We start from the raw sequence: 15275 nt of genomic DNA on the forward strand, positions 1-15275 counted from the left end.
GGACTCGTGATGAACAGCCCCACCCCCGGTCGAGCCTGCCTGACGCGCGCGCCCGCTGACCTGCGGAGCAAGCGATGACAGTCATGCGTGACGCGATCGACACCACCACGCTCGGCTGGATCAAGCCCGAGCTGGACGAGACCCTGACCCGGGCACGGCAGGACATCGAGGCGTTCGTCGATTCGCCCGGGGATGCCGGCCCGATGCGCAGCTGCGCCAGCCACCTGCACCAGGTGCACGGCACGCTGCGGATGATCGAGCTGTACGCCCCGGCGATGGTGGCCGAGGAGATGGAACGGCTGGCGCTGGCGCTGGTGCACGGCGAGATCGCCGACCGCGACGATGCGTGCGCAATGCTGATGCGCGGCGTGGTGCAGTTGCCGGACTACCTCGAGCGCCTGCAGGGCGGCCACCGCGACATCCCCATCGTCCTGCTGCCGCTGCTCAACGAGCTGCGCGCGACGCGCGGCGAGACCGGGCTGAACGAGAGTGTGCTGTTCGCGCCCAACCTCGACCGCCCATTGCCTGGCGACCTGCCGGCGCCTCCCGAGGCAGCCGCCGCCACCATCCGCACCGGCGTCCAGCCGGCCAGCCCCGGCCTGGCGGCACTGCGCGATGCGCTCGCCCAGTGGCCTGAAAACGGTGCGCCGGCCGACGCCGCGCAGCTGGCGCGCGTGGTCGACGGCCTGCTTGCCGAGGTATCGGTCGAGCCCCTGCGGCGCATGTTGTGGGTGGCTTCGTCGGTGGCCGGCGCGCTGCGCGACGGTGCCCTGCCACCCACGCGCGCACTGCGCCTGGCGTTCGGCGGCGTGGAGCGCGAAGCCCGCCAGATGCTGGACGACAACGGCTTCAGTGCGCCGAGCGGTGAGCCCAATGCGGAGCCCACCCGGCAGTTGCTTTACCACGTCGCCCACAGCCAGGGCGGCCATCCGGCGCTGGACAACCTGCGCCGGACCTTCGAGCTGGACACTCAGTTGCCCAGCGAGTCGGAGATCGAACACGCGCGCGGCAGCCTGAGCGGGCGCAACCGTGCGCTGCTGGACACCGTCTCGGCAGCGATCAAGGAAGACCTGTTGCGGGTAAAGGACTCGCTCGACCTGCACCTGCGTACCGGCAAGACCGACATCGATGACCTGCGTCCGCAGGTCGAGGCCCTCGGCCGGGTCAGCGACACCCTGGGCATGATGGGCCTGGGCATTGCCCGCGGCGTGGTGATGCAGCAGCGAGATGCGATGCACGAGATCGTCACCGGACAACGGCCCGCGGACGAATCGGCCCTGCTCGACGTTGCCGGCGCGCTGCTGTACGTGGACGCATCGCTCGACGAACAGGTGGCACGCCTGGGCCTGCCCGACGACCGCGCGGACGAGGACGTCCTGGCAAGCGAATCGCGCAAGGTGCTCGAAGTGGTGGTGCGCGAGGCGATCGCCAACTTCGGCGACGCACGCCAGTCGTTCGTCGCTTTCGTGGAAACCAACTGGGACCACGCCGAACTGGTGGAAGTCCCGCGCCTGCTGGACGAGGTGAGCGGCGCGCTGCGCATCCTCGACCTGCACCTGCCGGCCGACTACCTGCACGGCGTGAAGCGCTATACCGAGGTCGAACTGATCGGCCGCAAGCGCGTCCCCAACAGCAAGCAACTCGACACGATGGCCGACGCACTGGCCAGCGTGGAGTACTACCTCGAAGCCCTGCGCGAGCAGCGCCCCAACCGCGAGCGCATCCTCGAGATCGCGCGCCACAGCCTTGAAAGCCTGGGCTACTGGCCGCTTCCGGACGAAAGCACGGTCACTGCGACCGCGCCATCGCCGGTGTCGTTCGAAGACCAGGACAATGCCGCCGCCGCACTTGGCATGGGTCCGGCAAGCACCCCGGAGGCGAAGCGCGAAGAAGAAGCCGCGACGGCCCCGTCGGAACAGCCGACCACCGGGGTATCCACGCCCGGCGGGGAGTCGGACCGGAGCGAAGCGCCCGCGCCGGAAACCGCACCGACGCCCGCTCCAGCTCCCGCCCCGGCGCCGACCGGCGGCGCGGATGGTTTCGAGCACAGTGATGACATCGACGACGAGATCCGCGAGGTGTTCCTCGAGGAGCTCGAGGAGGAAATCACCAACCTCGGCAACCTCCTGGGTGCGTGGAAGCACGCGCCCGAGAGCATGGAGCAACTGCGCTCGATCCGCCGCGTCTTCCACACGCTGAAGGGCAGTGGCCGGCTGGTAGGTGCCAGGACCCTGGGCGAGTTCAGCTGGAAGATCGAGAACATGCTCAACCGGGTCCTGGACGGGACCCGTCCCGCCAGCCCGGCAGTGGTGTCGCTGGTGGAGCACGCGTACGGCGTGTTGCCGCAGTTGCACGCCGCCCTGCAGGGCTCGGGTGCGGTGCGCGCCGACCTCGCGGGCATCGAGGCCATCGCCGACCGCCTGGCGGCCGGCGAGGAAGCCAATTACGTTCCGCCTGCCGCCCTGGTCGAAGAGACGGTCGAGGAGCCGGAGACTGTCGACACCGCGCAGCCGCCAGAGGGCGATACGGAGCTCGACGCCGCCACCAGCGTCGACAGCGCCCCGGCCGAACCAGGCGCGCCGCAGGTGCTCGACGAGCCCGGCATCCCGGCGTCGGTCGATCCGGTGCTGCTGGAAATCCTCGGAACCGAAGTCACCGGCCATCTGGCCACCATCGAGACCTGGCTGCAGGCCAGCCGGGCCGAGCCAAGGCCGGCCGATGACCGCCTGCAGCGCGCCATCCATACCCTCAACGGCGCATTCGCGATGACCGAGGTCCCGGTCATCACCGACATCACCACGCCGGCCGAAGCGTACGTGAAGCGCCTGCTCGCCGCGGGCGAAACCCCGACGTCCGAAGGCGTGGATGCGCTCTCGGAGGTCTCCTCCGCCGTGTCCGCGACCCTGGCCGCGCTGCAGTCGGCGTCGCCACGCATCCCGGCCTTCAGCGGGCTGGCCGAGCGCATGAGCGCCCTGCGCGACACGCTGCCCGTCGCTCGCATGCCGCTGCCGAGCGAGGACGACATCGCACTGCCGTCGGTGCCGACGCGCGGTATTTCCGTGGTCGACCTCAGCGCCTATTCGGGTGATGAGAGCCTGGCCGCAGAAGTCGAAGAGACGGAACCGGTCGGGATCGACCCGTCGGAGGCGGAATCCGCGGAGAACGAGCGTCTGGAAGCCGAGCGGCTCGAGGCCGAGCGCCTCGAAGCAGAGCGCGTCGAGGCCGAACGTGCCGAAGCGGAGCGTCTCGAGGCCGAGCGTCTCGAAGCCGAACGTGTCGAGGCCGAGCGCCTGGAAGCAGAGCGCGTCGAGGCCGAACGTGCCGAAGCGGAGCGTCTCGAGGCCGAGCGTCTCGAAGCCGAACGTGTCGAGGCCGAACGTGTCGAGGCCGAGCGCCTTGAAGCAGAGCGCCTTGAAGCAGAGCGCCTCGAAGCAGAGCGCGCCGAAATGGAGCGTCTGGAAGCCGACCGGCTCGAAGCCGATCGTGTCGAAGCCGAGCGTGTCGAGGCCGAACGACTCGAAGCGGAACGCATCGAAACCGAACGACTCGAAGCAGAGCGTAAGGAAGCCGCACGTATCGAGGCGGAGCGCCACCAGGCCGAGCAGGAGGCGCTGGCCGCGGAGGCTGCCACCAGTGACGCCCGGGTGCCGGACGAAGAGGATTCTGCGGCCGAAATCGAGGCTGCGACCGCCGAAGCTGCGATCCTGGAGTCGGAGCGGCTGGAGGCCGAGCGCCTCGAAGCCGATCTCGCAGTTGCCGAGGCTGCAGACGCGGAGGCCAAGCATGCCGAAGCCGAGCGCGCGGAAGCCGAGCGTCTCGAAGCCGAGGCCATCGAGACGGCGCGCGCAGAGGCCGAACGGCTGGAAGCCGAACGCCTGGCCGAGGAGGAACGGGAGTACGCAAAGCTCGAAGCGGAATATGCGGAAGCCGACCGCATCGCGCGCGAACGTGCCGAAGCCGAAGCCGAAGCCGAAGCCGAAGCCGAAGCCGAAGCCGAAGCCGAAGCGCCCGTCGAGGCGGACGACGACGAGGTCCAGCCCGAGCCGGCCGACGCCGCACGCGATGAGGAAGACGCTACGGCCGAGCCGGTGGTGGAAACACTGCTGGCACTCGGCAACCTCGACGTGGAGGACCCGGACGAGGCGCTCGATCTCACCGATCTGGATCCGGAGCTCGTCGACATTTTCGTGGAAGAGGGTGGCGACCTGCTCGACCACTCCGATGGCCTGCTGGCGCAACTGCGTGAATCGCCGTCCGAGCGCGAGCCGCTGGTCGGCCTGCAGCGCGACCTGCACACCCTGAAGGGTGGTGCACGCATGGCCGGCATCATGGCCGTGGGCGAGCTGGGCCACGTCATGGAGTCGCTGCTGGAGGCCGTGGTCGAGCAGCACGTGGAGCTGGGCCGCGATGGCGTGCCGTTGCTGGAGCGAGGGTTCGATCGATTGCACGCGATGATCACCCGCGTTGGTGACCGTCGTGCCATCGCCATGCCCGAAGCCTTGGTCGCCGAGTTCGAAGCACGCTCGCGTGGCCGCACCACCGCCCGTGTCGAGACGCCGGCGGACGTGCCGGTCGAAGCAGCGCAGACGGCGCTCCCACCGGCTGCGAAGTCCGTGGAAGCGCCTGCACCTGCGTCCGCACCGGCCGCGCTCAAGCCGCTCTCGGCACCGATCGACGACACGGTGCCGGGCGATGACGAAGAAATCAGCGTCCGTGCACCTCAGGAACAGGTGCGTATCCGCGCCGACCTGCTCGACCGGCTGGTCAACTATGCCGGTGAGGTCGCGATCTACCGCGCCCGCCTCGAACAGCAGCTGGGTGCCTTCCGCGGCGCGATCGCGGAAATGGCCGCGACCAATACCCGAATGCGCGACCAGCTGCGCCGGCTGGAGATCGAGACCGAGGCCCAGATCGTCGCCCGCTATCAGCGCGAGACGGAAGAGGGCGAGCAGGTATTCGATCCGCTGGAGCTGGATCGCTTCTCGAACCTGCAGCAGCTGTCGCGCGCGCTGTCGGAGTCGGCGGCCGACCAGAACAGCCTGCAGGTCACGCTGGACGACCTGACGCGCCAGTACGAAACCCTGCTGCTGCAGCAGTCGCGCGTGAGCTCGGACCTGCAGGAAGGCCTGATGCGCACCCGCATGGTGCCGTTCGATGCGCTGTTGCCGCGCCTGCGCCGGGTCGTGCGCCAGGCCTCGGGCGAGCTGGGCAAGCAGGTCACGCTGAAGCTCGACGGTTCCCAGGGCGAACTCGACCGCAACGTGCTCGAGCGCATGACCGCCCCGCTGGAGCACATGCTCCGTAACGCAATCGCCCATGGCCTGGAAAGGCCGGAGGATCGCGATGCGGCAGGCAAGCCGGAAGAGGGCACGGTCCGCATCGCGATCCGTCGCGAGGGTTCGGAAGTGGTGCTGGAGGTCGGCGACGACGGTCGCGGCCTGGACCGCAACGCCATCCGCCGGCGCGGCGTCGAGCGCGGCCTTGTCCGCGAGGACGCGGTACTGGCCGATGCCGACCTGGACATGCTCATCCTCGAGCCGGGCTTCTCCACCGCCAGCGAAGTGAGCCGGCTCGCCGGCCGCGGCGTCGGCATGGACGTGGTCGCCAGCGAGGTCCGCCAGCTCGGCGGCACGCTGGACATCCACTCCCGGCCCGGACAGGGCACCACCTTCACCCTGCGCCTGCCGCAGACGCTGGCCGTCACCCAGGCGGTGTTCGTCAAGATCGGCGAGACCACCTACGCGGTTCCGATCGCATCGGTCCGCGGCGTGGGCCGGGTCGCGCGCGAAGAGCTGGTCGATGCCGATGGCCAGTCACGCGATGCGGTCTACAGCTACGGCGGCGATGATTACGCCATCCACGACCTGGGCCATCTGGTCGGCCTCGCACCCGCGAAGGCCGAAGGCCAGCTGCAGATGCCGGTGCTGCTGGTGCGATCGGGTGACCTGCATGCCGCGGTGACCGTCGACCAGGTCCTCGGCAACCGAGAGATCGTGGTCAAGCCGGTGGGCCCGCAGGTGGCATCGGTGCCGGGCATCTTCGGCGCGACCATCATGGGTGACGGGCGGGTCGTGGTGATCCTGGACGTTGCCCCGCTGGTGCGCCGCCAGGCCGCGCTGCCGCGCGACCACGTGCATGCACTGGCGCCGGTGGCCGAGAGCCGCCCGGTTCCACTGGTGATGGTGGTCGACGATTCGGTGACGATGCGCAAGGTCACCGGCCGCGTGCTGGAACGCCACAACTTCGAGGTGGCCACCGCGAAGGACGGCGTCGATGCGCTTGAGCGCATGGTGGACGTGGTCCCGGACCTGATGCTGCTCGACATCGAGATGCCGCGCATGGACGGTTACGAGCTGGCGACACAGATGAAGGCGGATCCGCGCCTGAAGGACGTGCCGATCGTGATGATCACCTCTCGTACCGGCGAGAAGCACCGCCAGCGCGCCATGGACATCGGCGTGGACCGGTACCTGGGCAAGCCGTACCAGGAGCCGGAGCTGATGCGGAACGTGCACGAGCTGCTCGGCACCGGGCGTCGCCATGACGGATGAGGCCCTGCGCGTAGCCCTGCTTGCGCGTCCGGGCCCGGCCCGTGACCGCCTGCTGGGCGTGATCGGGGAGTCCGGGGCGCAGCAGGTACTGGAAGCCGATCCGACCTCGCTGGAGCCGGCCGCGCTTGCCGGCGCGGCGCCGCAACTGGTACTGGTCGTGCTCGACACGGCCACCGAGGATGCGCTGGACCGCTTCGATGACGTCCTGTTCGACAGTGGCGTGGACGTCATCTACGAGGAGGCCGAACTGATCGCCGCCCGCGAAGGCTGGGAAGTGGCGCGCTGGCAGCGCCACCTGCTGGCCAAGCTGCAGCGGCACGGCGACGTGCTGCCGCCGGGTCGCGAGCCCGACGACGACGAGGAGGCTCCGTCGCCGGCTTCGGAGGACGCGGAAACCGGGGTGGCCGCGGATGCGGAACTGGCCCTGGACCTTATGGTCGACGACCCTGCAGACGCACCTCCTTCGCCCGATACGGTCGCCGCGCCGAGCGAAGAGGAAACCGTCTACGCCGGTCCAGCAGATCCCGGAATGGTTCCGGACGAACTTGATGTCGAGTGGGCGACCGACACGGGCAGCTCCGCGGAAAGCGGGGAGTCGGTCGAGCTGGTGCCGCCGGCGACGTTCGAGTCGACGCCTGCGCAGGCCAATCCTTTCGACCCGGTGATGGCGGAAGGCGGCGACGCCGAGCCTTTCGAAACCCTCGATGTCGATTTCAGTTTCAGCGAAGGTCCCGGCGAAACAGGACTGGATGCCAGCGACACCGACCCGGCTTTCGAGGTCCATGTCGAACAGTCCGAAGGGCTGTCATTCGATGACGGCGAGGCTGATTTCGGGGGCGACGCCGCTGGCGGCTTCGAAGAGTCCGCCGGGGCCGACGAGCCGGACACACGGGCCAGCGACGAGCCCGTGGCCGAGCGCCGGACGAGCAGCTTCGGCGAACTCAGCCTGCACGACCCGGAGACGGAAGCCGATGCCCCGGCGTTCTCCGCCGATGCCGGCGACGCGAAGAACCGTTTCCAGCGCGACCTGATGGAGCTCGAAAGCCGGATCTCCGGTCTCGAGCTGGTGGATGACAGCCCTGCCCGTGGCCCCGAGAAGGCCCGCGGCGCGGTGTTGGTGGTCGCTGGCATCGGCGGACCCGATGCGGTGCGGCAGCTGCTGGGAGCCATTCCAAACGATTTCCCGCGTCCGATCCTCATCCAGCAGCGGCTTGACGGTGGACGCCACGACAAGCTGGTCGCCCAGATGCAGCGGGCCACCAGCCTGCCGGTTCGGCTTGCGCAGGACGGGCAGCCGCTGGAAGCCGGCTGCGTGTACATCCTGCCGGCCTCGGTGGGAGTACGGGAGGAAGGCGGCGACCTGTTGTTCCGTGACGGTGCCGACGCGACCGAAGCGCTGCCCGCCGCCGACAGCGCGGTACTGCTGCTCAGCGGGAGTGATCCGGCACTGGTCGACATCGTCATGAAACAGGGCTGGGCCGGTGCGCTGGTCGCAGGACAGGCTGCCGATGGCTGCTACGACCCCGCCGCACCGAATGCGCTGGCCGCCCGTGGCGGTGATACGGCGCCGCCGGTCGAACTGGCACGACGCCTGGCCGAGCGCTGGGCCACCTGAGCTTCCCGGAGAGACCGATGTCCGACAACAACATGCGCCAGGCCAGCCAGAATGGTGGAAGTGGCGCCTCCGGCACCGCCGAAGGGCAGGACGTCCGGGGCGTGCTGATCCAGCTGTCGGGCGTGCGCCTGCTGCTGCCCAACGCCACCATCGCCGAGGTGCTGTCCTATGCCCCGCCCGAACCCGTAACGGACGCACCGGACTGGCTGCTCGGCCGGATCCGCTGGCGCGGCTGGCAGGTGCCACTGGTGGGGTTCTCGCAGCTGGCCGGGCTGTCGCCCGACGTCGGCGGGTTGGGTACCAAGATGCTGGTGCTGAAGGCACTCGGCGGGCGGGCCCGCACCCCCTTCTTCGCTATCCTCAGCCAGGGCTTCCCCCGGCTGGTGACGGTCACCCGGACCGGTCTGGTGGTCGAGGATGGCCAGGGCGATCTGCCGGACGTGCTGCAGGCGCGGGTGCGCCTGAACGAGGATGACGCGTTCGTCCCGAACCTCGAGGCGCTGGAACAGATGGTGGCGGAAGCCACTGCCGAAGCCGCCTGATTCCGTCGCCGGCTCCAGCTGTTCCCGAGGGCCGGTCAGTCCGGCACGACGCGCCGCTCAGCCCAGGTCGCCGTGCAGCGCCTGCAATGCCGCGATGGCCGCCAATCCGGCGGTCTCGGTGCGCAGGATGCGCGGGCCGAGCCTGAGGCCGCGGAAGCCTGCCGCCATCAGCTGGTCCCGGTCGAGCGGTGACCACCCCCCTTCCGGACCCACCGCCAGCACCACCATTCCGTCGATCTCCAGCGTCGGCAGGGCACAGTCGCCCATCGGGTCGAGGATCAGCCGGGTGCCGCCATCGGGCAGTCCGCCCAGCACCGCTGAAAGTGGCGCTGGGGGCGATACGTCCGGTACCCCCGCGCGGCCACATTGCCCGCAGGCCGATGCGACCACGTTTCGCCAGTGCGCCAAACGCTTCAGAGCGCGGGCTTCATCGAGCCGCACCTCGCTACGCTGGGACTCCAGCGGCCTCACCTCCGAGACGCCCAGCTCGGTCGCCTTCTGCAGGATCAGGTCCATCTTCTCGCCGCGGGCAATACCCTGCAGCAGCACGATGCGTAGCTCGGATTCCCGACGGACCTCGGTAGCGGCCCCGACACGAACCCTCGCCTCCCTCTTGGAGACGCTGCTCACCGTCCCGCTGTAGTCGTGGCCGTCGCCGTTGAACAGCACGCATGAATCGCCAACGCCGAGCCTGAGCACCCGGACCAGGTGACCCGCCGCGGCCTCCGGGAGCGTGATCTCGGCACCGGGTGCCAGTGGCGCTTCGACGTACAGCCGGGTCAGGCGCATCCGGCTTCCGCCAGCGCGATGTCGATGACCGCCGCAGTGGTCTCCGCCATCAGCACCAGGGCCTCTTCGTCGACGCAATACGGCGGCATCCAGTACAGGGTGTCGCCCAGCGGTCGCAGCAGGACACCACGATCCAGCGCGGCGCGGTAGGCATGCAATCCGACACGGGCCGCGGGATCGAACGGTGTGTCGCGCTGCCCGTGCCGGGTGAGCTCGAAGGCCACGATCATGCCGCGCTGGCGCACATCCGCCACGTGCGGGTGCCCGGACAGCGGTGCGGCCAGCTCCGCCATGCGTGCCGCGGTCGCCCGGTTGCGCACCAGGATGTCGTCCTCCTCGAAGATCCGCAGCGTCGCCAGCGCCGCCGCGCAGGCCAGCGGATTGCCGGTATAGCTGTGCGAGTGCAGGAAGGCGCGCTCGCGCGAGTCGTCCAGGAAGCCGTCGTAGAGCTCCTGCGTCGCCAGCACCGCCGAAAGTGGCAGCGTGCCCCCGGTCAGGCCTTTCGACAGGCACAACAGGTCCGGCGCGATGCCGGCCTGCTCGCAGGCGAACAGGGTGCCGGTCCGGCCGAACCCGACCGCGATTTCATCGGCGATGAGGAAGATGCCGTGCACGTCGCACAGTTCGCGCACGCGCTTGAGGTAGACCGGGTCGTGCATGCGCATGCCGCCGGCGCACTGCACCAGCGGCTCCAGGATCAGTGCGCAGACTTCGCCGGCATGGTGGTCGAGCAGTCGGGCCAGCGCATCCGCCGCTTCCTCGGCGCGACTGGCGGCGTCCTGGCCGGGGCGGGCCAGATAGGCATCCGGCGAGGGTGCGAACAGCGCCTCGGTGAGCAGCGGCGCATAGACACGGCGGTACAGCGGGATATCCCCGACCGCCAGCGCGCCCAGGGTTTCGCCGTGGTAGCCGCCCTCGAGCGCGACGAACTTGGTGCGGCGCTCCTCGCCCCGGTTGCGGAACCAGTGGAACGCCATCTTCAGCGCGACCTCGACGCCGGCCGAACCGTTGTCGGCATAGAAGACCTTCGTCAACGGCGCCCGTCCCGGCTCGCGCGGGGCCAGGGCCAGCAGTTGCTCGGCCAGCTCCACCGCCGGGGCGTGCGAACACCCTGCCAGGATGACGTGCTCCAGCGTCGAGGCCTGCGCCGAGATGGCCGCCGCCAGCCGCGGCTCGGCATGGCCGAAGAGGTTGGTCCACCAGCTGCTGACCGCATCGAGGTACCGGCGACCGTCGCGGCCGATCAGCCACGGGCCTTCGCCGCGCTCGATCGGCAACAGCGGCAAGGTGTGGGGGTGCTCGCGCATCTGCGTGCAGGGATGCCACAGCACCTCCAGGTCACGCTTGCGCCAGGCATCCATGGAGGCGGCGCCGACATCGGGCTCTGCTAGCATCGCTGCATCGTGAGTGTTCTTCTGCATCCCGCCATTATCCCCGCTTCGCCGCCGGACCCAAGCGCAGTCGTGCGCGGGTGGCTGCGATGAGCCGCACGCTGCCCGTCATCCACCGCATCGAGGAAGACGACAGTGGCATGTACCGGGTCGAGTACCTGGACCTGGAGTTCGGCAACGGCGAGCGCCGGAGGTTCCAGCGCCTGCATGGCCGCGGCCACGGCGCGGTGGTGGTGGTGCCGATGATCGACGAGGACACCGTGTTGCTGGTGCGCGAATACGCCGCCGGCGTCCACCGCTACGAGCTGGGCCTGGTGAAGGGGCGCATCGACGCTGGCGAATCACCGCTGGAGGCGGCCGGCCGGGAGCTGAAGGAGGAGGCCGGATATGGCGCCCGTTCGCTGGTCGAGTTGCGCGAGCTGACGCTGGCGCCGACCTACATGAGCCACTCGGCGCACCTGGTGCTGGCGCGTGAACTGTACCCGGAGCGCCTTCCGGGCGACGAGCCGGAGGAACTCGAGGTGGTGCCGTGGAAACTGGACGCGCTGCACGAACTGATCCTTCGGGAGGATTTTTCCGAAGGCCGCAGCATCGCCGCACTCTTCATTGCAAGGGAATGGCTCCGCAAGGAACAACGATGATCGACCAAACCCTGCGCGAAGGTGTCCTGGCCATCGCGCGTGCCGCCGCCGCGGAGATCCTGAAGGTCTACGACGGTGAATTCGCGGTGCACCACAAGCAGGACGAATCCCCGCTCACCGCCGCCGACATGGCTGCACACCATTGCATCGTCAATGGCCTGGCACGGCTGACGCCGGATATCCCGGTGCTCTCGGAGGAGTCCGCCGCCATACCGGTGGAGGAACGCCGCGGCTGGACACGCTCGTGGATGGTCGACCCGCTCGATGGCACCCGCGAGTTCGTCAAGCGCAACGGCGAATTCAGCGTGAACATCGCGCTGATCGAGGACGGCGTCGCGACCTATGGCGTGGTGCTGGCCCCCGTCACCGGTACCGCCTGGTACGGGGGGGCGGGCCTGGGTGCGTTCCGGTGCGAGTCCAATGGCAGCGAGCAGGCGATACGCGTGCGCACGCCCGCAGCATCGCCGTTGAGGATTGCCGCGAGTCGTTCCCACCGCAACGAGCGCACCAACGTGTTCATCGAGCGCATGGGCGCCGTGGAGCCAGTGGCGCTGGGCTCCTCGTTGAAGTTCTGTGCGATCGCCGACGGGCGCATCGATCTGTATCCGCGCTTCGGCCCCACCAGCGAGTGGGATACCGCGGCCGCGCAGGCGGTCCTGGAAGGCGCGGGTGGCTGCATCCTCGACTTAGACGGCCGGCCGTTCCGTTACAACCGCCGCGACACCGTCCTCAACGGCGAGTTCATCGCCCTGGGCGACACCACTTTGCCTTGGCGGGAGTGGGCCGCGCAGGCGGTATGAAGGGCTCGCCAGTGCAGCGGCTGCTGGAGATCATGGCGCGGCTGCGCGATCCCCGCGAAGGTTGTCCGTGGGACGTGCAGCAGACGTTCGCGACCATCGCGCCCTACACCATCGAAGAAGCCTACGAAGTCGCCGACGCGATCGAACGCGGCGACATGGACGGGTTGAAGGACGAACTGGGCGACCTGCTGCTCCAGGTCGTGTTCCATTCGCGCATGGCCGAGGAGCAGGGTGCCTTCGCCTTCCCCGATGTGGTGGAGGCGATCAGCGACAAGATGGAGCGGCGCCACCCGCACGTGTTCGGCGATGCCGCGCCTGCCGGGGAGGGCGGGCAAGCGACAGCGTGGGACGAGCACAAGCGGCGCGAGCGCGAGGCCGCGGGCGACCATGACCCCTCGGCACTGGCAGGCATCTCCAGGGGGCTGCCGGAGTGGCAGCGCGCGGTGAAGTTGCAGAAGCGGGCTGCACGGACTGGCTTCGACTGGCCAAGTCCCTTGCCCGTGCTCGCCAAGCTGCACGAGGAAGCCGGCGAAGTGGCGGCCGAGTTTGACGCGGTGGCGAGTGGCTCAGGCGATCCGGCACGCCTGGAAGAGGAGATCGGCGACCTGCTGTTCGTGGCCGCCAACCTGGCGCGGCACGCCAAGGTAGACGTCGGCAGTGCCCTGCGCCGCGCCAACAGCAAGTTCGAGCGCCGCTTCCGGGCGATGGAGGCGATGGCCCGGCAGCGCGGGGAGCGGTTCGACGAGCTCGACCTGGCTGCGCAGGAGCACCTCTGGCGCGAGGTCAAGCAGCAAGAATAGACCTGCCTGCCGGTGACGCCTTCACGGCGCGTCTACCTGGTTCCCGGCAGCCTTCACAAAACTGAAGGTGGAGAACATTTTATGCAGGGCACGCGTGACGGTGGTCTCGTTCTGATTGTTGAAGACAACCGCAATATTTCCGAGATGGTGGGCGAGTACCTGGAAAGCCGCGGCTTCGAGGTCGACTTCGCCGCCGATGGTCTGGACGGCTACCGGTTGGCTGCCGAGAACAGCTACGACGTGATCGTGCTGGACCTGATGCTGCCGCGCCTCGACGGTGTCGAGGTGTGCAAGCGCCTGCGCGAGGAAGCGCGCAAGTCGACCCCGGTGCTGATGCTGACCGCGCGCGACACGCTGGATGAGAAGCTCAACGGCCTCTCGGCGGGCGCGGATGATTACCTGACCAAGCCGTTCGCCATCCAGGAGCTCGAGGCGCGACTGCGGGCGCTGATCCGCCGCGAGCGCCGCCAAGTCGGCGGCGAGGTGTTGAAGGTGGCCGACCTGGTGCTCGATCCGGCCAGCCTGCGCGTCACCCGCGGCGGTACCGAGCTCCAGTTGTCACCGATCGGCCTGCGGCTGCTGACCATCCTGATGCGCGAATCGCCGCGCGTGGTCAGCCGGCAGGAGATCGAACGCGAGATCTGGGGCAACGGCCTGCCGGACTCGGACACGCTGCGCAGCCATCTGTACAACCTGCGCAAGACCATCGACAAACCTTTCGACAAGCAGTTGCTGCACACCGTGCAGTCGGCCGGCTATCGCGTCGCGGACATCTCGCAGCCGCCGGAATGAGGGCATGAGTCAGGGCCTGCCCCGCCGGATCAAGCTCGCCTTCATCCTCCAGGCCGTGCTTGGCAGCATCGTCATCACTGCCGGCATTGCGCTGGCGGGACTGGCAGTGCGCCATGTCATCATCCAGGAGCGCATGGAACGCGAGGCCGGCATCTTCTGGAGCGGTCGTGCTGCGAGCCCGACCTATGCGTTGCCGCGGACATCGACGATGGTCGGATACCTCGAGCCGGCGGCTCCGGGCGACCGGCGGCCGCCCGGGTACCTGAGGGAACTGGGGCCCGGCTACCACCGCATCGATTCACCATCGGTGGAAGGCGCGCGTGACAACGTCCTCGTCGATGAGACGCCTGATGGCACGTTCTACCTGACCTTCGACGCCCGGCTCATCGACAGGGCGATCCTGCTGATGGGCATCGTCTCGCTGGTGCTTTCGCTGCTGGCGACCTATCTGCTGTCCTGGCTGACCTACCGCACCTCGAAGAGGCTGGTGGGACCGGTGAGCTGGCTGGCCGGAGTGGTGTCCAACTGGGACCCGCGCGACCCCGACGCCTCCTCGATCAAGCCGCGCAACCTGCCGGTCGATGCCGGCAGCGAAGTCCGTCACCTGTCGCGCGCGCTGGTCGGGCTGGCCGAACGGGTGGCCGACTTCGTGGAGCGCGAGCGCGACTTCACCCGCGACGCCAGCCATGAGCTGCGTACTCCGCTGACGGTGATCCGGGTGGCCACCGACATGATGCTGGCCGATGCCGACACCAGTGAACGCTCGATGCGCTCCCTGGCCCGTGTACAGCGGGCGGGCCGCGACATGGAAGCGGTGATCGACGCCTTCCTCATCCTGGCGCGCGAAGCCGACATCGCGCCGCAAAGCGCCGAGTTCGAAGCGCGCGACATCGCCCACGAGCAGGTCGAGCGGGTGCGCCCGTTGTTGCTGAACAAGCCGGTGTCGATCGAAGTCGTCGATAACGGCGCCCCACGCCTGTTCGGTCCGCCCCACGTCCTGTCGGTGATGTTGGCGAACCTGCTCAGCAATGCCGCCCAGTTCACCGACCACGGCAGCATCGAGGTGCGGCTGGAGCCCGACCGGATCGAAGTCAGGGATACCGGGATCGGCATGGACGAGCAGACGCTGGCCAAGGCATTCGAGCCGTTCTACCGCGCCGACATCGCCCGCGAGGAAGCCAAGGGCATGGGCCTGTCGATCGCCCGCCGGCTCGGGGAACGCATGGGATGGCCGGTCAGCCTGCAAAGCCGGCGCGGCGAAGGTACGGTGGCGACCATCCGCTTCATCGGTTAGTGCGTCAACCGGTCGGCGCGGGAAACGTTTGCCTCTCCATCACCTTCCGCAATGACCACC

The 15275-nt window shown here is 68.9% G+C and carries 10 protein-coding genes; 8 read left to right on the top strand and 2 right to left on the bottom strand.

The window, feature by feature from the left end:
• The first annotated feature begins 74 nt into the window (after positions 1-74).
• The 3 genes from B5D37_RS09250 to B5D37_RS09260 are packed head-to-tail and all read left to right on the top strand — an operon-like array spanning position 75 to position 8708.
• Positions 75-6551, top strand: coding sequence for an Hpt domain-containing protein (locus B5D37_RS09250; RefSeq protein WP_078758447.1), 6477 nt, complete (start codon positions 75-77; stop codon positions 6549-6551).
• Entirely contained in the window at positions 6541-8166 is a 1626-nt protein-coding gene (locus B5D37_RS09255; protein ID WP_078758448.1) for a chemotaxis protein CheB, read from the top strand. The genes B5D37_RS09250 and B5D37_RS09255 overlap by 11 nt, the downstream gene beginning before the upstream one ends.
• 17 nt (positions 8167-8183) lie before the next feature.
• Positions 8184-8708, top strand: coding sequence for a chemotaxis protein CheW (locus B5D37_RS09260; RefSeq protein WP_234987788.1), 525 nt, complete (start codon positions 8184-8186; stop codon positions 8706-8708).
• 57 nt (positions 8709-8765) lie between these two features.
• Here the strand turns inward: B5D37_RS09260 and B5D37_RS09265 are convergent, their stop codons facing one another.
• Both B5D37_RS09265 and bioA read right to left on the bottom strand, forming a co-directional pair.
• On the bottom strand, positions 8766-9497 hold the full coding sequence (locus B5D37_RS09265) for a 16S rRNA (uracil(1498)-N(3))-methyltransferase (protein WP_078758449.1): 732 nt from the start codon (positions 9495-9497) through the stop codon (positions 8766-8768).
• Positions 9488-10918, bottom strand: coding sequence for an adenosylmethionine--8-amino-7-oxononanoate transaminase (gene bioA / locus B5D37_RS09270; protein ID WP_078758450.1), 1431 nt, complete (start codon positions 10916-10918; stop codon positions 9488-9490). The genes B5D37_RS09265 and bioA overlap by 10 nt, the downstream gene beginning before the upstream one ends.
• A gap of 59 nt (positions 10919-10977) precedes the next feature.
• On the opposite strand from bioA, the gene nudE reads away from it, so the two are divergent.
• The 5 genes from nudE to B5D37_RS09295 all read left to right on the top strand — a co-directional run bounded on the left by nudE (position 10978) and on the right by B5D37_RS09295 (position 15215).
• The gene (nudE, locus tag B5D37_RS09275; RefSeq protein WP_078758451.1) at positions 10978-11529 is read left to right on the top strand and encodes an ADP compounds hydrolase NudE; all 552 of its coding nucleotides are present in this window, start codon (positions 10978-10980) and stop codon (positions 11527-11529) included.
• Positions 11526-12329: a 3'(2'),5'-bisphosphate nucleotidase CysQ gene (gene cysQ / locus B5D37_RS09280; RefSeq protein ID WP_078758452.1), complete on the top strand. Its 804-nt coding sequence runs from the start codon at positions 11526-11528 to the stop codon at positions 12327-12329. The genes nudE and cysQ overlap by 4 nt, the downstream gene beginning before the upstream one ends.
• A complete protein-coding gene (gene mazG, locus B5D37_RS09285; RefSeq protein ID WP_078758453.1) occupies positions 12326-13129 on the top strand; it encodes a nucleoside triphosphate pyrophosphohydrolase in 804 nt (267 codons plus the stop codon). Before cysQ ends, mazG begins: the two co-directional genes overlap by 4 nt.
• Positions 13130-13210: 81 nt before the next feature.
• Positions 13211-13921 carry a response regulator transcription factor gene (locus tag B5D37_RS09290; RefSeq protein WP_078758454.1) on the top strand — a complete coding sequence of 237 codons (711 nt, stop codon included), beginning with the start codon at positions 13211-13213 and terminating at the stop codon, positions 13919-13921.
• 4 nt (positions 13922-13925) lie between these two features.
• A complete protein-coding gene (locus tag B5D37_RS09295) occupies positions 13926-15215 on the top strand; it encodes a sensor histidine kinase (RefSeq protein ID WP_078758455.1) in 1290 nt (429 codons plus the stop codon).
• The last annotated feature ends 60 nt before the right edge of the window (positions 15216-15275 follow it).

This window comes from Lysobacter spongiicola DSM 21749, from assembly GCF_900167055.1.
Lineage (GTDB): Bacteria > Pseudomonadota > Gammaproteobacteria > Xanthomonadales > Xanthomonadaceae > Novilysobacter > Novilysobacter spongiicola.

Coding starts and splice junctions, on each gene's coding strand:
- B5D37_RS09255 (WP_078758448.1), top strand. CDS start 6,541: ATGACGGATGAGGCCCTGCGCGTAGCCCTGCTTGCGCGTCCGGGCCCG.
- B5D37_RS09295 (WP_078758455.1), top strand. CDS start 13,926: ATGAGTCAGGGCCTGCCCCGCCGGATCAAGCTCGCCTTCATCCTCCAG.
- B5D37_RS09250 (WP_078758447.1), top strand. CDS start 75: ATGACAGTCATGCGTGACGCGATCGACACCACCACGCTCGGCTGGATC.
- B5D37_RS09290 (WP_078758454.1), top strand. CDS start 13,211: ATGCAGGGCACGCGTGACGGTGGTCTCGTTCTGATTGTTGAAGACAAC.
- cysQ (WP_078758452.1), top strand. CDS start 11,526: ATGATCGACCAAACCCTGCGCGAAGGTGTCCTGGCCATCGCGCGTGCC.
- B5D37_RS09265 (WP_078758449.1), bottom strand. CDS start 9,497: ATGCGCCTGACCCGGCTGTACGTCGAAGCGCCACTGGCACCCGGTGCC.
- bioA (WP_078758450.1), bottom strand. CDS start 10,918: ATGCAGAAGAACACTCACGATGCAGCGATGCTAGCAGAGCCCGATGTC.
- mazG (WP_078758453.1), top strand. CDS start 12,326: ATGAAGGGCTCGCCAGTGCAGCGGCTGCTGGAGATCATGGCGCGGCTG.
- B5D37_RS09260 (WP_234987788.1), top strand. CDS start 8,184: ATGTCCGACAACAACATGCGCCAGGCCAGCCAGAATGGTGGAAGTGGC.
- nudE (WP_078758451.1), top strand. CDS start 10,978: ATGAGCCGCACGCTGCCCGTCATCCACCGCATCGAGGAAGACGACAGT.